This is a genomic window from Magnetococcus marinus MC-1 (genome assembly GCF_000014865.1).
In the GTDB taxonomy this organism is placed as follows: Bacteria; Pseudomonadota; Magnetococcia; order Magnetococcales; family Magnetococcaceae; genus Magnetococcus; species Magnetococcus marinus.
In genome coordinates, this window is record NC_008576.1 from 1182389 (window position 1) to 1198749 (window position 16361).

The 16361-nt window shown below is 57.6% G+C and carries 10 protein-coding genes; 6 read left to right on the plus strand and 4 right to left on the minus strand.

All coding sequences use genetic code 11. The annotated features are described in order from the left end of the window. Nucleotides 1-53: 53 nt before the first annotated feature. Nucleotides 54-1658, plus strand: a complete 1605-nt coding sequence (cimA, locus tag MMC1_RS04955) for a citramalate synthase (RefSeq protein WP_011712642.1) — start codon at nt 54-56, stop codon at nt 1656-1658. A gap of 397 nt (nt 1659-2055) precedes the next feature. Further along, nucleotides 2056-2394, plus strand: a complete 339-nt coding sequence (locus tag MMC1_RS04960) for a P-II family nitrogen regulator (RefSeq protein ID WP_011712644.1) — start codon at nt 2056-2058, stop codon at nt 2392-2394. 155 nt (nt 2395-2549) lie between these two features. On the opposite strand, the gene MMC1_RS04965 is transcribed toward MMC1_RS04960, so the two are convergent. Then, on the minus strand, nt 2550-2939 hold the full coding sequence (locus tag MMC1_RS04965; protein WP_011712645.1) for a DUF302 domain-containing protein: 390 nt from the start codon (nt 2937-2939) through the stop codon (nt 2550-2552). 103 nt (nt 2940-3042) lie between these two features. Next, nucleotides 3043-4887: a tetratricopeptide repeat protein gene (locus MMC1_RS04970; protein WP_160162662.1), complete on the minus strand. Its 1845-nt coding sequence runs from the start codon at nt 4885-4887 to the stop codon at nt 3043-3045. 59 nt (nt 4888-4946) lie between these two features. Here MMC1_RS04970 and MMC1_RS04975 point away from each other — a divergent pair, with 59 nt between their 5' ends. The 3 genes from MMC1_RS04975 to MMC1_RS04985 all read left to right on the plus strand — a co-directional run bounded on the left by MMC1_RS04975 (nt 4947) and on the right by MMC1_RS04985 (nt 11958). Beyond that, nucleotides 4947-7697 carry a PD-(D/E)XK nuclease family protein gene (locus MMC1_RS04975; RefSeq protein ID WP_011712647.1) on the plus strand — a complete coding sequence of 917 codons (2751 nt, stop codon included), beginning with the start codon at nt 4947-4949 and terminating at the stop codon, nt 7695-7697. Continuing rightward, nucleotides 7684-11151 carry a UvrD-helicase domain-containing protein gene (locus MMC1_RS04980; RefSeq protein WP_011712648.1) on the plus strand — a complete coding sequence of 1156 codons (3468 nt, stop codon included), beginning with the start codon at nt 7684-7686 and terminating at the stop codon, nt 11149-11151. The genes MMC1_RS04975 and MMC1_RS04980 overlap by 14 nt, the downstream gene beginning before the upstream one ends. 117 nt (nt 11152-11268) lie before the next feature. Then, the gene (locus MMC1_RS04985) at nt 11269-11958 is read left to right on the plus strand and encodes an LOG family protein (RefSeq protein ID WP_011712649.1); all 690 of its coding nucleotides are present in this window, start codon (nt 11269-11271) and stop codon (nt 11956-11958) included. A 13-nt stretch (nt 11959-11971) separates the two neighbouring features. Here the strand turns inward: MMC1_RS04985 and MMC1_RS04990 are convergent, their stop codons facing one another. Beyond that, nucleotides 11972-13432: a tRNA nucleotidyltransferase/poly(A) polymerase family protein gene (locus tag MMC1_RS04990; protein WP_143711362.1), complete on the minus strand. Its 1461-nt coding sequence runs from the start codon at nt 13430-13432 to the stop codon at nt 11972-11974. Nucleotides 13433-13494: 62 nt separating this feature from the next. Between MMC1_RS04990 and mtaB the strand changes: the two genes are divergently transcribed. Continuing rightward, nucleotides 13495-14898, plus strand: a complete 1404-nt coding sequence (gene mtaB, locus MMC1_RS04995; RefSeq protein WP_011712651.1) for a tRNA (N(6)-L-threonylcarbamoyladenosine(37)-C(2))-methylthiotransferase MtaB — start codon at nt 13495-13497, stop codon at nt 14896-14898. A 553-nt stretch (nt 14899-15451) separates the two neighbouring features. Here mtaB and MMC1_RS05005 read toward each other — a convergent pair. Further along, a complete protein-coding gene (locus tag MMC1_RS05005) occupies nt 15452-16336 on the minus strand; it encodes a complex I NDUFA9 subunit family protein (RefSeq protein ID WP_011712652.1) in 885 nt (294 codons plus the stop codon). Nucleotides 16337-16361: the final 25 nt, after the last annotated feature.

Consider the following 16361-nt stretch of genomic DNA (forward strand, 5'->3'; position numbering starts at 1 on the left):
CGGGGCGGTTTGGATAAGAACCGCCCCGCCGCTGTTTCTGGAGTTCACGTCTTATGTCCGCTCAAGCGCACCCCCCTGTTGTTCTCTATGATACCACTCTGCGTGATGGCTCTCAGAGCGAGGATGTGCTCTTTTCTGCCGAAGATAAATTGCGCATTGCCAAGCGTTTGGATGCGCTTGGGTTGGACTATATCGAGGGTGGCTGGCCCGGTGCTAATCCTAAGGATGATGACTTTTTCCGGCAGGCTAAACAGCTCAAGCTGCAAAAAAGCCGCATTACCGCCTTTGGTTCCACCCGCCGGGCCGGGTCTAAGGTGGAAGAGGATCAGGTTATCAAGGGTCTGTTGGGGTCGGGTGCGCAGGTGATTACGGTGTTTGGCAAAAGTTGGGATCTGCATGTTTCCCGCGCTTTGGGCATCCCCCTGGCACAAAATTTAGAGTTAATTTTTGATACCATTCGCTATCTCAAACGGCATGTGGATGAGGTGTTCTATGATGCAGAGCACTTTTTTGATGGCTATCGGCGTAATCCAGAATATGCCCGCCAGACCCTGCAAGCCGCCTATGAGGGCGGTGCCGACGCACTGGTTTTGTGCGACACCAATGGCGGCACGATGGTTGAAGATTTACGCCGCATGATCGGCGAGGTGACGGATCTGGGCGCACCATTGGGCATCCATTGCCACAACGATTGTGAGCTGGCGGTAGCCAACTCCTTGGCGGCGGTGGAGGCCGGTGTCACCCATATTCAGGGCACCATTAATGGGATTGGGGAGCGCTGTGGCAACGCTAATTTGATCTCCATTATCCCGAATCTTAAATTTAAAATGCAGCGCAGCTTAACCTTGGACGATGAGGATCTTACCCAACTTACGGCGGTGAGCCGTTTTGTTAATGAAATGGCCAACCGTCCCACCCAGAAAAATCAACCCTATGTGGGGGTGTCGGCGTTTGCCCACAAGGGGGGTATCCATGTATCGGCGGTGCTTAAAGATGCCAGCACCTATGAACATATTAGTCCAGACTTGGTGGGCAATCAGCAGCGGGTATTGGTCAGTGAGCAGGCGGGGCGCAGCAATCTGATCTATAAGTTAGAGGAGTTGGGTATTGAAGGGGTGGATGCCAAAGATCCCCGTCTAACTGAACTGCTGCTGGATGTTAAAGAGCTGGAGCACCAAGGCTACCAATTTGATGGGGCAGATGCCTCGTTCCAACTGCGGGTGTGGAAGGCGCTGGGGGAGTTGCCCAACTATTTTGAGCTGCTGGGCTTTCGGGTCATAGATGAACGCCGGGTGCGCAAGGATGGTCAACACCCCATGGGGGCAGAAGCGACGGTCAAAATGCGGGTAGCGGGGGAATCGGTGCATCTGGTGGCCGAAGGGGCTGGCCCGGTGGATGCCCTGCACAAGGCGCTAAGTAAAGCGCTGCGGCGGGATTACCCCATGGTGACAGAGCTGAAGTTAGAAGATTTTAAGGTGCGTATTTTGGGCAATCGCAAGGGTACCGAGGCTACCGTGCGGGTGCTTATTGAGTGGTATGATGGCCGTTGCCGCTGGGGCACTGTGGGGGTTTCGGACCATATTATCGCCGCCTCTTACGATGCCATGGTTGAGGCGGTTAAGTACAAGCTGTTTAAAGATAAAGTTAAACCTGTTTAAAAGGGTGTTGCCGCCGCGCCGGTGGGCACCCCTTGCTGCGATGTAGCGGGTTTAAGTTGGTTCGTTTGCTTAGGTTGACCGCCAAACCCCCAAGCAAAAGCACAAACCGCAAGCCTAAGGGCAAGGCCAAAAAGGGGCGGGTTGTGGACCCGTGGCGTACTTTTTGGGGTGACCTTTTGAATGGGGAAAGCGTACAATAAAAAAACGGTTGAACGGGGAGGCCGTTGAGGTTGCACAATATTTATGCGCGTAGCCCTGGGGTGAGGGCACCTATGGTGCGGGTTAAGCGGGGTGTGATCGTCCTATATGGTTCGGGGGGCACACAACCAAACACCACTGCGGCGCGGGTGTAAACCAGCTATCCAAAAAAGTATGGAAATCACAGGAGAAGCGGTCAATGAAGAAGGTGGAAGCAATCATTAAGCCCTTTAAGTTGGATGACGTTAAAGAAGCGCTGGCTGAGGTAGGCATTCAAGGGATTACCGTTTCGGAAGTGCGCGGATTTGGCCGTCAAAAGGGCCATACCGAGCTGTATCGTGGTGCTGAGTATGTGGTGGACTTCCTGCCTAAACTTAAGGTCGAAGTGGTGCTTACCGATGATCATGTGGAGCGCGCTGTAGAAGCCATTGAAAACGCCGCTCGCACCGGTCGTATTGGTGATGGTAAGATCTTTGTCTCTCCCGTGGATACGGCCATTCGTATTCGGACCGGTGAGCGTGACAGCGACGCGGTGTAAGGTAGCAGGATCAAGACGACAGGGGTAAGCTGTCGGAGGGCCTTTTTTTCGTTAAGGCCGAGAGCTTGATAAAAACGGGGTAGCGGTTCCTTACGGTATGGAAACGCTACCCCGTTTTTTTGTTGGGCTCAAGCTGGCGCTGTGGGTCGGCGCGTTTAAACCAACTGTTTGAGTATATTGTCCATGCGCTCTTGGGCTTGGTCAATGACCGGAGCAAGGGCATCGTTGGGCATCATGCGGGCCATGGCGGAAAAATTGCCGATGGCAACCTCAACCCCACCCTCATTGTTTTCACGCACCACCACATTACAGGGCATCAGGGTAGCAATGTTGGGATCGGCCAGCAGCGCTTGGTGGGCAATGGGGGGGTTGCAAGCACCAAGAATCAGGGTGCGAGGATAGGTGACGTCCAGTTTTTTCTTGAGTGTGGCAGAAACATCAATTTCGGTGAGGATGCCAAAACCATTGCTGGGTAAAAGCGCCCGCAGTTTGGCAACGGTGGTTTCAAAGTCGGTGTTAACATTCTGAACAATCGCATATTCCATAGTATGGTTCCTTAAGCAAATGGCCATGGCGTTGAGAAGAGCATTGGGCTCGCAGGATGGGCTAAAAGTTCCAGCCTATTTCCGCTGGGTTGGTTTATGGTGATCAATCTCCAGTGCTCGGGTGGGCCGTTTGTCCCGTAGCGGGTAGAACTGTTGCGGGTGCCGTGGGTTGCGGATGCCGTTTATGGCTGGCAGCCTCGGTGGGTTGCAACGGCGTGCCGTGGGTCTCAGGGGCAGCAGGTTTTGTGGGTGCGGCAACTGGCGCCGAGGGTGTGTTGGAGATCACGGTAGGGGGTTTTATAGCGTCTGGGCTTGGCTGGTCAACCGCCGGGGTGGCGGCTTCCTGGCGCGGGGGGGCGGCGGCAGCGTCAGCAGCTTTGGCGGCCGCCTCCGCACGTTGTTTGTCGGTGATGGCGCTGGTGGAGTCCAGGGGCTCTTCGGTGGTGTGCTGCTCTGACATTGCCTGCTCGTGGCGAATCATATCCACCAAATCATTTGGCGTGGGGCGCGGTGCGGGCGGTACCTCTTGCAAGGCGCGTTGCAGGGTGCTCAAACGCCAACGCATGGGGGGGGCAGCAATGCCCAGGGCATTGCGCCAGGCGGTGAGTGCGGCCAAGGTGTTGGGGCCTGGATGTCCATCCATCTCACCGGGATTGAAACCCAGATCCTTGAGGCGTTGCTGGAGGGTAAGAATGGCCCCCTTCAGATTGTCTGGTTGTGTGTCGGTATTCCAAATTAAGGTGTTGAGTGCCTGGATAAGCTGGCGATAGGTGGCAACCTCGCGGTTAAGGCTAATCTGGCTACCGGGTGGGGGTGGGTGGGCCTGTAGCCCCATTAAACCGGTGCGTTGAGCCAACTCGCCTTGCCACCACTCCCCTAAAATTTGATGAATAAAAGCCTGCTTTAGTTTGAGTGTGGGGAAATGGTCGTTTTCTGTTAAATGGGTTGTGGTTAAGGTATGCAAGGCAGCTTGGTAAAAATGACCGGCTTGTGCCATCTGCTGCTGTTCTACGGCCAGATCCCCCAAACGACCGGTAAGTTGGGCGGTGAGCATGGGGTTTCCCCCTAACTGGGTGGTGCAGATGGCAAGGGCGCGTTCAATCTGCTTGATCGCTTCAGATTGACGACCGGCTAGGGTTAGGGCCGTGGCCAGTTGATCCAGCGTGGTGATGAGGGCAGGGTGCTCATGGCCCAGACGGGCCTCTTCCATGGAGAGCGCCGTGCCTAAGCGCAGTACCGCCTGTTTGGGGCGGTGTGCGGCCATCTCAATCTGGCTTAAACGGTTAAGCAGAGTTATGCGGGCCTGTTGATAGGGGCCAGGGTTTTTCATGAATAGGGTCAAGGCTCGCTCATAGTAACCCTTGGCGGCCTCCATGCGGTTGAGCAAAATCAGCAAGTCGCCCATGTTTAATAAGGTTCGGTAGAGGGCAGGATGACTATCGCTGAGTAGTCGCTCTTCAAGTTGTAGCAGTTTTTCTAGGGTCGTGAGGGCTTCCGCCGGGTTACCTTGTTGTTGCTGTAGCGCCGCTTGTAGTCGGTAAAGGGGTAAATAGAGCGGATGGTATTTGTTGTAAGCATGATTAAAAGATTGATCCAAGAGGGCGATTTGACGTTGGGTGGCGTCAAGGTCGCCGTGGGCAAGGCTTTGTAAAGCAGCCCGCAGCTTGGGGGTGAACATAAGGTCTGCGGGTGCATTTAAAAAGAGCCGCTCAAGCTCTTGCCTGAGCAGGTCAATGGTTTTTTGGTAGACGCCGGGCTGGGGTAGCGCCAAGTTGGTATGGACATAATGGCGGGTGAGTCGGGTGAGCCATTGTTCCTGTTCAGCTGTCGAGGCATCCTGTCGTTCTGGGGTCAGAGCCAAAGCCTGGGGTGTTAGCATGCAGAGCCACACCAGCAGTAGAGCAGCGTGTCGCCAAGAGATAAGCGTGTGGGGGGTCGGTCGATGCATAGCTATCCAGGTGTGCCTTGGGTTAGGGTCGTTAGCGTAGAGCATAAAGGGATTTAACCATGATTGCCAGCACAGCAGAGAACCAAATGCAGCGAGAGGCCTTACCCCTTTGTGTGGGCGAAGCGGCGCTGTTTGCGCAGATGGATGCCGGAGCGGTGGTGGTCACGGTCAATCGTCGTTTGGCGCGCTGGCTGCGGCACCGCCATGGTGAGGCCAAGATGGCACAGGGTTTGATAGCTTGGGCCACCCCAGATCTGCTGGCTTGGGGGAGCTGGTTAGAGCGCTGCTGGCGGCAGGCGGTGGCGACCGCAGCGGTGCAGGGCAAAGCCCGGGAGTTGCCGCGCTTGATGAATGGCGAGCAGGAGCGCCTTATCTGGTCGGCGGTGGTGCGTCAGTCGGAGGTTGGACAAAGCTTGCTTTCGCCGCACGGGGCCGCCGAAGGGGCGCGGCAAGCTTGGGTGCTACTGGCACAGTGGGGGGTTACGCAAGAGCTGTTGCGCCAGCAACCGGAGCCGGAAACCCAAGTGCTGTTGCAGTGGATAGAAGCCTACCAACAGCGCTTACAGCGGGAGGGGTTGTTGGATGCCCAGCAATTAAGCAGTCAGTTGCTTAGTCGTGCGGCTTGTTGGCAGCCGCCCAGGCAGTTGATCGTGGCGGGTTTTGATGATGTTTCCCCCCAGATGCAGCATTTTTTACAGGTTTTAGCCGGTGAGCATGGGGTCATGGTCAACCAATGGCTGCCGGAGCCGCTACAACCCCACAGCATGCAGCGTTGGGGCTTTGCCGATCAGGAGCAGGAGCTGTTGGCCATGGCCCGTTGGGTGCGTCAGCAGTTGGAGGCAGGGGTGCGCAATATTGGGGTGGTGGCACCCAACCTGCCGGAGATCAAGAGCGGTTTGGCGCGTACTTTGGCGGCGGTGTTAACCCCTGGTTTTGATCGTCCCCACAGCCCCCCGCAGCCCTTGCCGGTGAACATTTCGAGTGGGTCAGCGTTGGCCCACACGCCGGTGGTGGCCGATGCGCTGCTGCTGTTGCACTTTTTGCAAGAGCCTTTATTGCCCGCTGCTTGGGCAGCGCTGTTGCGCTCTCCCTATTTTAGCGGGGGTGAAAAGGGGCGCGATAGCCGGGGGGCCTTGGAGGCCAAATTGCGCGCTCTTGGCTGCTTTAGCCTGAATGTGACACAGATGTGTAGGTTGTTGGAGACACATAAGCGCAGCGAAAACAGTTGGTATGAACGCATCAACCGCTTGGCCCAGCTGGAGTTGGATAAAGCGTTGCCCTTAGGGCGGTGGGCGGCCCGGGTGAGTCGTTGGTTGGAGCTGATGGGTTGGCCCGGTACGGACCGTGCCCTAGACAGTCGAGAGTATCAGGCGGTAAGTGCATGGCGGGATCTGCTCACCCAGTGGGCGGCGTTGGAACATACCGCGCCCGCTTTACCGTGGGAGAGCGCATTAGGGCTGTTACAGGGCATGGCGTTACGGCGGGATTTCCAACCCGATGGCGGCGAAGCACCGGTGCGGGTGATGGGGGTTTTGGAGTCGGCGGGGGAGCGCTTTGACGCCTTGTGGTTGCTGGATATGCGGGACGAACAGTGGCCCCCCGCACCCATGCCCAACCCCTTTCTGCCGTTGGCCTTGCAGCGTCAATGGGGCATGCCCCGCGCCTCGGCAGAGCGGGAGCTCACATTTGCTCGCCAGATTACCCAGCGGCTGCGGCAGGCGGCGAAAACCGTGGTGGTTAGTTGGTGCCGCAGTGATGGAGATCGGGATTTTCTAATCTCCCCGCTGTGGTCCGATCTCCCTCTGGCCCCAGTGACGGCCTCTCCCCCGGACTATCCGTTGGATGCCCAGCTTATTGCGGCGGCGGGGCGCTGGCAGGCATACGATGGAGCGGCTTCGATCCCGCTGACGTGCCCCCCTCAGTCGGTACTGCCCGGTGGTGCGGCGCTGGTTAAAAACCAAGCCAGTTGCCCTTTTAAAGCCTTTGCCCTGCACCGGTTGCAGGCCAAAGGGTTGGAGGTAACGGTGCCGGGTGCGGATGATCGGCGGCGAGGCACCTTGGCCCATGTCATGTTGGAAAAATTCTGGAAAACCGTACAGAGTGAGGCAAACTTGCGTCAGGCTCGCATTGCGCAGCGCCAGCAGTGGGTGGCGCAGGCGGTGGCGGCGGCGCTGCAAAAATGGACGGTTCAAGGGGATTTTGCAGGGCTGGAGCAGCAGCGTTTGCAGCAGCTCATGGCGCGTTGGATCGACGTGGAGCTGGCCCGTGCGCCGGGTTTTGTGGTGGAGGTTGCCGAAGATCCCCAAAAGCTTGCCATCGCTGGGGCCACGCTAGAGCTACGGCTGGACCGGCTGGACCGGTTGGCCGATGGGCGACATCTGTTAATCGACTATAAATCGGGTCAGCCCACCACAAAAGATTGGCAGGGGCCACGCATGAGCGATCCCCAATTACCCCTTTACACCCTGCTTAGCCATGCACAGGGGGCGCTGCATGTGGCGGGTTTGGCGTTTGCCTCGCTCAAAGCCAACAAGGGCGACAAACCCTGGATCGGTATGGGGGAGGAGGCCGAATTGCTACCCGGCTTAAAGGCGTGGAAACCCGTAGGCGAAGAGAGTCAAGCCCAAAGCTGGCCAGCGCAGTTAAGCGAGTGGCGGCAGTGGTTGACCGAGCTGGTGGAGGCATTTATGGCAGGCTCAGCGGCGGTGGACCCCCATGAGGGTGACAAGGGGTGTGGCTATTGTGATTTGAGCCCGCTGTGTCGTAAAGAGCAGTTACGGCAAGGGGAGGTGCAAGATGTCGCTGGTTGATGCCCAAGCCCGCGCGCGGGCGTTGGATCCAGAAGGCTCCTTTATTGTCCAAGCCCCGGCGGGTTCCGGCAAAACCGGACTGCTGACCCAGCGTTTTTTGCGGCTGCTGGCGGTAGTGGATAAACCGGAGCAAATTTTAGCCATTACCTTTACCCGCAAAGCGGCTGCGGAGATGCGGGGCCGCATTGTGGAGGCGCTGGCCGAGGCGGCCCGTGGTGTGGTGCCCGTTGAACCCTTTGAGCGGCAACGCTATGAGCTGGCGCGTGGGGCGCTGGCGCAGGATCATGCCCATGGCTGGCAGCTGCTGCACAATCCCCAGCGTCTGGCGGTGATGACCATTGATGCGCTTTCAAGTCGTTTAACCCGGCAAATGCCGGTGCTCTCTGGCTTTGGCGGCAGTTTTGAACGGGCCGATGAGCCTGAGCCGCTCTACCAACAAGCGGCCCGCAGCTGTTTAGAAACGTCGATGCAGGAGCCCGCCGACTCGCCCCGCCATCAAGCCGTCTGGCGACTGTTGCAGCACCGGGATTATGACTTTCAGCGGCTGGAGCAGCTGCTGGTGGAGATGCTGGCGCGGCGGGATCAATGGATCTATCATCTGCAAAACCAGGATGGTTTGCAGCGTGAGGTGTTGGAGCAGGCGTTGTGGCATCTGGTGGAGGGGCAGTTGCAAGGGCTCGCCCAGCGCTTTGATGCGCATAAGCGTCTGCAATTGGTGCAACTGGCCCGCTACGCCGCCGCTAATCTGCCCGACGAGGGGAACGCTTCTTTAAGGTCGTGGCTGGATGCGCAGGATTTTCCCGGTACCGCCCCCCATGATCTGCCCTTATGGCGGGGTTTGGCTGAGTTGCTGGTGACGGCTGATGGCGCTTGGCGCAAAAGGGTGGATAAAAATTTGGGCTTTCCTCCCGCCAGCGCCTTTAATAATAAAGAGGAGCAGCAGCAGGCCCAGCAGCAGAAAACGGCACATGCCACGTTGCTGGAGGATCTAAAACGCTTTCAACTCACCCTTAATGAGGCCCTGCAAGGGGTTAAAAGCATGCCCACGCCCGGTTATGGCGAAGCAGAGTGGGCGGTGTTGGAGGCGTTGGGGCTGGTGCTCAAGTTGGCGGTGGCTCACCTGCGCTGGGTCTTTAATAAGGTGAGCAAGGTGGACTTTGCCGAGGTGTCGTTGCAGGCGGTAACCGCTTTGGGCACGCCAGATAACCCCACCGATCTAACCCTGGTGTGGGATTATAAACTGCGCCATCTGTTGGTGGATGAGTTTCAAGATACCTCGCAGTTGCAGATCAAACTGCTGGAGGGGTTGACCGCAGGCTGGAGTGCAGAAGATGGGCGCACACTGTTTTTGGTGGGGGACCCCATGCAGTCCATCTACCGTTTTCGCAAGGCCGAGGTGGCCCTGTTTGCACAGGTGCGTGAGCAGGGTTTGGGCAGCATAAGCGTCGAACCGTTGCAGTTAGAGGTAAACTTTCGCTCCAATGCGGGGGTGGTAGGGTGGGTTAACGAAGCCTTTGAGCAGCTCTTTCCTGAACAGGAAGATAGAGACCTGGGGGCGGTGCCCTACCATCATTCGGTGCCCTTTCATGGGGCCAGTCATGGGGTGGCGGTGCAGTGGCATCCGGTGCAAGGGGGGCTTGACGGGGCCCTGCGCGAAGCCCAACAGATGGTGCGGATCATTGAACAGACCCGGCAGCAGAACCCACAAGGTTCATTGGCGGTGCTGGTGCGGGCGCGGCCCCACTTGGCGGCGCTGGTGCCGCTGTTGAAAGCGGCGGGTATTCCCTTTCAAGCGGTGGAGATTGATGCGCTGGAGCGTCGGCCCGTGGTGCAGGATTTATGGAGCCTGAGCCGAGCCTTGCATCAGCCTGCTGACCGTATCGCGTGGCTGGCGCTGCTGCGGGCGCCATGGTGTGGATTAAGCCCCGCTCAGCTCGTGCCGCTGGCGGAGGGGCAGGGTAGCGGCACGCCCCTGTGGCAGGCGCTACAGGATAAGAGACGAGTGGAACAGTTGGAACCCATGGCCCAGGGGCGTCTAAACCGCTTGGTCGAGGTGCTGCAAGGGGCGTTGGCCCAGCGGGGACGGGTAGGGTTGCGGCAGTGGATTGAGGGGTGTTGGCATGCGCTGGGTGGTCCCGCCACCGCCGGGGGGGCCGAGGGTATGCAGGATGCCAGCCGCTATTTTGCCCTGCTGGAGCAGTTGGAAAGCCGGGGTGAGGTGGTGGATTGGCCCGCCTTGGGGGGGCGTTTGCAACGTCTCTATGGGGCGGGTGCCGAGGCGGGTCCTGGGGTGGTGCAGTTGATGACCATTCATAAATCCAAGGGGCTTGAGTTTGATACGGTGATTTTACCGGGTCTCAATCGACCGGGTAAGGTGTCCGAACGGCCCTTGTTAGAGATGTGGGAGCGCAGCCACATTCATGAATGGGGCGGGGTGGAGCGGCAATTGCTGGTGGCACCGATCCCTTCGGCGGCGGATGAAGAGGCCCCCCTGTTTGCCTTTTTACGCCGTGTGCAAGGTGAGCAAGAGCGGCATGAGATGCGCCGCCTGCTCTATGTGGCGACCACCCGCGCCAAGCAGCATCTACACCTGTTGGCACTCTTGTCGGAGCAGGATAAAGATCCCAAAGCCAATCTGCCCCTGGGTATGCTCTGGCCCACTCTGTCGACCATGGATCCCGCCGAGCCCGGCGCCCCACCGCCACCGCCCCAGGCGGCGCAGGCGCCGCGTCCCCTCTGGCCCCAGACCTTGCAGCGCTTGGCGGATGGTTGGCAGCCCCCACCACCGCCCCCAGCGGTTGCGGTGTTGCGGGATGAGGGCATGGCAGAACCCGAGGGGGAGCCGCCCCGCTATGACTGGGCCGGGGAGCCGGCCCGTATGGCCGGTATTGTGACCCACGAGTGGTTGCAGATTATGGCGCAACAGGGGGTAGCAAGCTGGCGACCCGCCCGGGTCGAGGCGCTGCAAGGGGCCATTGCGTCGCGTCTGGTGGCACTGGGGCTGGCTAAAAACCGTATTGAGGAGACCGCGCAACGGGTGGTGCAGGCTCTTAAACAGGCACTCACGACGCTCTTGGGCCGTTGGATTTTGCATGACGGCCATCAAGAGGCCGCCTGCGAACGGGAGCTAACCGGGGTGCTGGGGGGGCGCTTAACCCGCATTGTTATCGACCGTACCTTTGTGGATGAAGAGGGGGTGCGCTGGATTATTGATTATAAAACTTCGGCCCACAGCGGGCAGGATGTGGATGGCTTTTTGGATAATGAGGTGGTGCGCTACCGCCAACAGTTGGAAAATTATGCGCGGATTCTTGGGGCGTTGGAACAGCGGCCTATCCACTTGGGGCTCTATTTCCCACTGTTAGAGGGGTGGCGTTGGTGGCCAGCGGGCCAGCACCAGGTGTCTAGCCGACTGCCCATGCGGCCTGGTGAGCAGGGAAGGCTGTTTGAGTAAATCGGTATAATAGGGTTACTTGTGCCGTGTGGGCGCTGTAGACGAACCCCGGTGAATCAAGCATACTTCAAGAGGAAGCAGCAATGGTGATGGTAGAGCTCAGGGAGGCGGTTTCATATGGCAGATAGTTTTGTCACTTCAGAGGCGTGGCGGGTGCTGCGTATTCAGGCTGAGTTGGTAGAAGGCATTGAAACCCTTCGTCAACTGGGTAATAAACCGGCTGTTACGGTTTTTGGTAGTGCCCGCACCAAGCCGGATAACCCCTTTTATCAAGCAGCCGAAAAGCTCTCGGGCATGCTCTCCTCTAAGGGGATCTGCATTATTACCGGAGGGGGGCCGGGTATTATGGAGGCCGCCAATCGGGGCTGTTATGGCCGGGGTGGCCTTTCGGTGGGGTTAAACATCTCCTTGCCCTTTGAACAGTCCCCCAATGTACACCAAGATATTAGTCTGGAATTTCGCTACTTTTTTTTGCGCAAACTTATGTTTGCCAAGTATGCCGATGCCATTATCGTGTTCCCCGGTGGCTTTGGTACCCTGGATGAGTGCTTTGAGGCGCTAACCCTGGAGCAAACCGGCAAATTGGGCCGTTTCCCCATCGTGCTCTATGGGTCGGACTACTGGTCTGGATTGTTGGATTGGATGCGGGATAAAATGCTGGAACAGCAGGGTAATATTAGTGCAGAAGATATGAACCTGGTCAAGATTGTGGATAGCCCGGAAGAGGCGCTGCAAGTGGTCACGGACTATCTGCTCTCTTCATCGTTGGAGAAACGCCAGTCCAAACGCAGTATGATCACGGTCTAGGGGGTGGAGCCGCTTAGCAGCTAGAACGGCTGCCCGGGGCAATGTCATCCAGGCTGGGGTGGTTAACCACCCAGTTTTGCACCTCTTCACTGAGGCGTTCAGGGTTGTTGCGCCGGGGGTCTTTCTGTATCCATAAAGCCAAATGGTGTTGGAGTTGCTGAATCCACGGTCCAGGTTCACCCCGAACCAAATCAATTAAATCACCGCCGGTGAGGTTAAGCTCCTCTGGTGCGGGGGTATTTAACCGCTCGCGTATCTGTTTGCAGCGGCGCATCAGGTTTTGAAAGGTTTCCTGGATCTGCTCTTCATTTGGGCTGTTGCTTTGGGTGGCCTCGGCCTTGGCGCGCAACAGGCGGAACACCCCTTCGACCGGCACATTTTGGTTGATCATGCGGCGCAAAACCCGCTCACTGGGGGGAAAGGGCATCTCCATAAACTGAATCATGGTTAAAATGCGTCGTTGCCGCCGCTTGGTAAAGGCCAACCGCTGCAACACCCTAGCGCTACGTCGTACCGAGTGGTCCCGGTGAATACCATAACCATTGACGAGGCCATTTTCATCCCAGCGGGCAGAGGCCGGTTTGCCCAATTGGTGTAGCAGGGCGGCCCAGCGCAGATCCAGCAGTGAGATCTCTTCACCGCTCTGGGGTGGGGTCAGCTTGAGCATGGTGTTTAAGGCATTTTCCCACACGCTCTCTTTGCTGTTCGGCTGCTCTGGAAAGGCCTTGAGCGGGGCGAATTCTGGGAGTAGATCTTTGCCGAGTGGCGTTTTAAACAGCTCAAAGATATAGTGCTGGCTGTGCTTGTCGCGTAGGGGCAGAGAGAGAATGCGGTCGGTTTCACCCCGTAGCAGCTCCGGTTGGATCTGGTAGAGGGTGGTATGGGCGGCGGCGTATAGATCCTCGGGGTCAGGTTCGCCCGCAAGCTGAATGATAAAGCGGAAAAAACGCAAGGCGCGCAAGGGGTCCTCACGCACGGTCTCTTCCCCATTGACCAAGCGAATGCGATTCTCTTCCAGATCTTTCACCCCATTAAAGGGGTCGATCAAAGGGCCGTCGGGCCAGCAGTAGGCGATGGCGTTGACGGTAATATCCCGATGGCGTAGATCCTCTTCAATGCCTCGTTCGGCCTTAACTCCGCCACAGCAGCAGGAGAGGTTGATGGTATTGGGGGGCTCTTGCCGTTTGAGGGGGAGGATAAGGGTGTTGGGGCGTTGTCCCTGCACCACCGCTGGATAGCCTGCCTTTTGTAGCAGCTCGCGGGCTTCATCCAGCGGTTTAAGCACCACCAAATCCAATTCGTGGGCGGTAAAGCGGTGGCGCAAACTGTCACGCAGGCCACCGCCCACCATATAGATGGGGCCTACGATCCAGTGCAGATCATCCAGTAGATTCTGTACAAAAGGGGAAAAACCGTTGCGCAGTGCCGAAGGCATGATACGTATGGCCCGCTTGTCTATCTCTAAAAGGGACAAAAAGGCAGCCTACGAGCTGCCCTGTTACCACAACGTTAGGTCAATAGGAACCGTTCGTCAAGATGGATGACCATGATACCACAAAAAAGCGCATCGCCATCATTAACATGGGGTGCCGGGTTAATCAATTTGAAGGGGCGGCCATGCAGGCGGAGGCTGCCCAAATGGGCTACGTCAGCGCAACGGCAGATGAGACGGCTGAGGTGGTGATTGTCAATACCTGCTCGGTCACGGCCCAGAGCGATAGTCAGGCGCGTAAGCAGATTCGCCGTATCGCGCGGGAGAACCCCCATGCCCAAATATTGGTGACCGGCTGTTATGCCCAGCGCAATCCCCAACTGCTGGCGGAGCTACCCGGTGTGGCGCTGGTATTGGGTAATCAGGAAAAACGCGGCATCGCCAAAGAGTTGGCCATCCTGGAAGCCAAACCCCTGGCGCAACCCGCCACCCAGCAAGTGGCCCCGATGCCGCGTACGCCCCTGCGCCAGAGCGGATTAGAACCCCTCGCGGAGGAGGCCCCCTTGCCACGCTGGGAAGAGGGGCCGCTGGTGGCTGCCGATGCCTTTAAAGGGCAGGCGCGTGCCTTTGTGCAGGTGCAAAATGGCTGCGATAAACGCTGCACCTTTTGTGTGATCCCGGCGTTACGGGGACCATCCCGCTCCCAATCCCCCCAGTGGGTGATGGCGCAAGCTCAAAGCTTTTTGCAGGCAGGCTATCAAGAGTTGGTGCTTACTGGCATCGACCTGGGCAGCTATGGCCGGGAGCAGACGGGGCAGGGGTGGTCCTTGGCTCGTTTGGTGGAGCAGCTGCTAAGCCTGGATGGCTTGGCCCGTTTGCGGCTCTCCTCCATTGACCCGATGGATATGGAGCCAGCGTTGATTGCGTTGATGGGGCGTGCGCCCAAGCTCTGCCCCCATCTGCATCTCTCCATGCAATCCGGCGATGACCAAGTGCTCAAACGCATGCACCGGGGCAGCACCCGGCAGGCCCTGCTGGAGCGGGTTGCTCAACTGCGGGCGGTGCGCCCCGAACTGGTATTGGGGGCCGATCTGATTGTGGGCTTTCCCACAGAATCCGAGGCCGCGTTTGAGCAAAGCTGTGACATGGTGCGCCGCTTGGAGATCTCACTGCTGCACATTTTTCGTTACTCGGCCCGACCCGATACCCCCGCAGCCGCCATTCCCCGCCGTTTTCATGTGGAGGATACGCGCATTAAAGCACGGGCCAAACAGTTGGCCATGGTGGGGGGAGCGGTATGGCAACAGGTGGCCCAGCGGCGGGTGGGCTGTCATGACCGTGTGTTGGTGGAGCAGAGCGATGCCCAGGGGCGGTTATTGGGAAAAAATGACAGCTTTTTCGATGTGGTGGTGGAAAATACCCCTGCCACAGCTGGCACGCTGCTACCGGTGGAAATTGTGGGCTGGGATGCCGATGCCCGTCACCTGCTGGCGCGGGCGTTGAGCTAACCGCTTACACAAAAAGGGCTTATGCCGTTGGCAAAAATGGCCGAATCGGCCCTGTACCATGCAGGCTAAAGGCTTTTATCCACAGCTTTATCCACAGGGTGTGGATAACTGTGGAAAAACGGTGGAAAAACATCTCTTTCCCGCTAAATGGAGTAAATGGTTAAAAAATGGGCAAAAAGTTTATTGTTCTTATAAATTGGCAGGTTGTGGGGGTTATTCAGAGGTTTTCCACAGCCTCATCCACAGAAGCTGGGGAATTCTACCCGCTGCTGTGGAAAACCCGTTGGGGTAGGGGGTGCGTTGGTGGTGGCCCAAAAACGGGGGTTATCCACAGGTTTATCCACAGCTCTGTATAAAAATGTGGATAACTTAGATGTGTACAATGGTGTTTTGATGAGTGATGCAACGATATGAAATATAATTATAAAATGAAATTTACCCCGCAAGCTTATTCCGACACGCGCCACACAGAACATGCCCCCGCAAGGGCTAAAACGGCGTTACCGGTTGCAGGGGCGATGATCTGTGTAAAGGCAGGATGCGCGGCTGCCAATTAGGGGGTTAGGTAGCGTCGAATGCCCTCGGCAAAGGCTAATGGAGTAAAGGTAAAGGGAGTGGGCAACGAAGTGCCAGCGGCGCAGACATTGTGCTCCTGGGCCATAAGCATCTGGTCATAGGTGAGCGGGGGGTTGCTGAGCAGCACCTCAAAAATTTTACCCTCCAGCTTGAGCAGGGCAAAGGGTAGGCGTAGTTTAAAGCGCTTTTTATGCAGCGCATCCAAAATGTTCTCCATGATCTCTTGAAACGTGAGCTGCTGTGGACCACCCAACTCGTAGGTCTGGCCAAGGGTTTGGCGGTCTGTTAGGGCGATGGCAAAGCAGCGGGCGACATCCCCCACGGCGATGGGCTGCATGCGGTTTTGCCCATCCCCTAAGATAGGCACCATGGGAGAAAAACGGATCATGCGGGCAAATTGGTTTACAAAGTTATCCCCGGGGCCAAAAATCACCGAGGGGCGAAAAATGGTGTAGTCTAGGCCACTCTCCCGCACGGCGCACTCGGCTTGCCATTTGCTCTGGTGATAGCGGGCGACGGCATTGGCCCGGGTGCCCAGACTGCTCATGTGGAGGAACCGTTTAACCCCTGCCTGCTTGGCCGCTTGCAGCACGTTTAGGGTGCCTTGGTGGTGAATCTCCTCAAAGCTACGGTGGCGCTGTTCGGCCAAAATACCCACCAGATGTATCACACACGTAACCCCCTCCATGGCCGTTTGTAGGGAGCTGGGGATCTGAATATCCCCTGCGACATACTGGACCCCCTCTGGCGCGTGCCTTGCGGGTATATGACGGGCGAGGGCGCGAATTTTATGACCTTCAGAGACAAGTTGTTGAATGAGGGCTTGTCCAACAAATCCTGTGGCTCCGGTAATAAGTATCATCGTCAAATCTCCCTGGATCATGTAC

What these genes read in the sequence shown, in the direction of transcription:
- cimA (WP_011712642.1), top strand. Translation starts at nt 54, where the DNA reads ATGTCCGCTCAAGCGCACCCCCCTGTTGTTCTCTATGATACCACTCTG.
- MMC1_RS04960 (WP_011712644.1), top strand. Translation starts at nt 2,056, where the DNA reads ATGAAGAAGGTGGAAGCAATCATTAAGCCCTTTAAGTTGGATGACGTT.
- MMC1_RS04965 (WP_011712645.1), bottom strand. Translation starts at nt 2,939, where the DNA reads ATGGAATATGCGATTGTTCAGAATGTTAACACCGACTTTGAAACCACC.
- MMC1_RS04970 (WP_160162662.1), bottom strand. Translation starts at nt 4,887, where the DNA reads ATGCATCGACCGACCCCCCACACGCTTATCTCTTGGCGACACGCTGCT.
- MMC1_RS04975 (WP_011712647.1), top strand. Translation starts at nt 4,947, where the DNA reads ATGATTGCCAGCACAGCAGAGAACCAAATGCAGCGAGAGGCCTTACCC.
- MMC1_RS04980 (WP_011712648.1), top strand. Translation starts at nt 7,684, where the DNA reads ATGTCGCTGGTTGATGCCCAAGCCCGCGCGCGGGCGTTGGATCCAGAA.
- MMC1_RS04985 (WP_011712649.1), top strand. Translation starts at nt 11,269, where the DNA reads ATGGCAGATAGTTTTGTCACTTCAGAGGCGTGGCGGGTGCTGCGTATT.
- mtaB (WP_011712651.1), top strand. Translation starts at nt 13,495, where the DNA reads ATGGATGACCATGATACCACAAAAAAGCGCATCGCCATCATTAACATG.
- MMC1_RS05005 (WP_011712652.1), bottom strand. Translation starts at nt 16,336, where the DNA reads ATGATACTTATTACCGGAGCCACAGGATTTGTTGGACAAGCCCTCATT.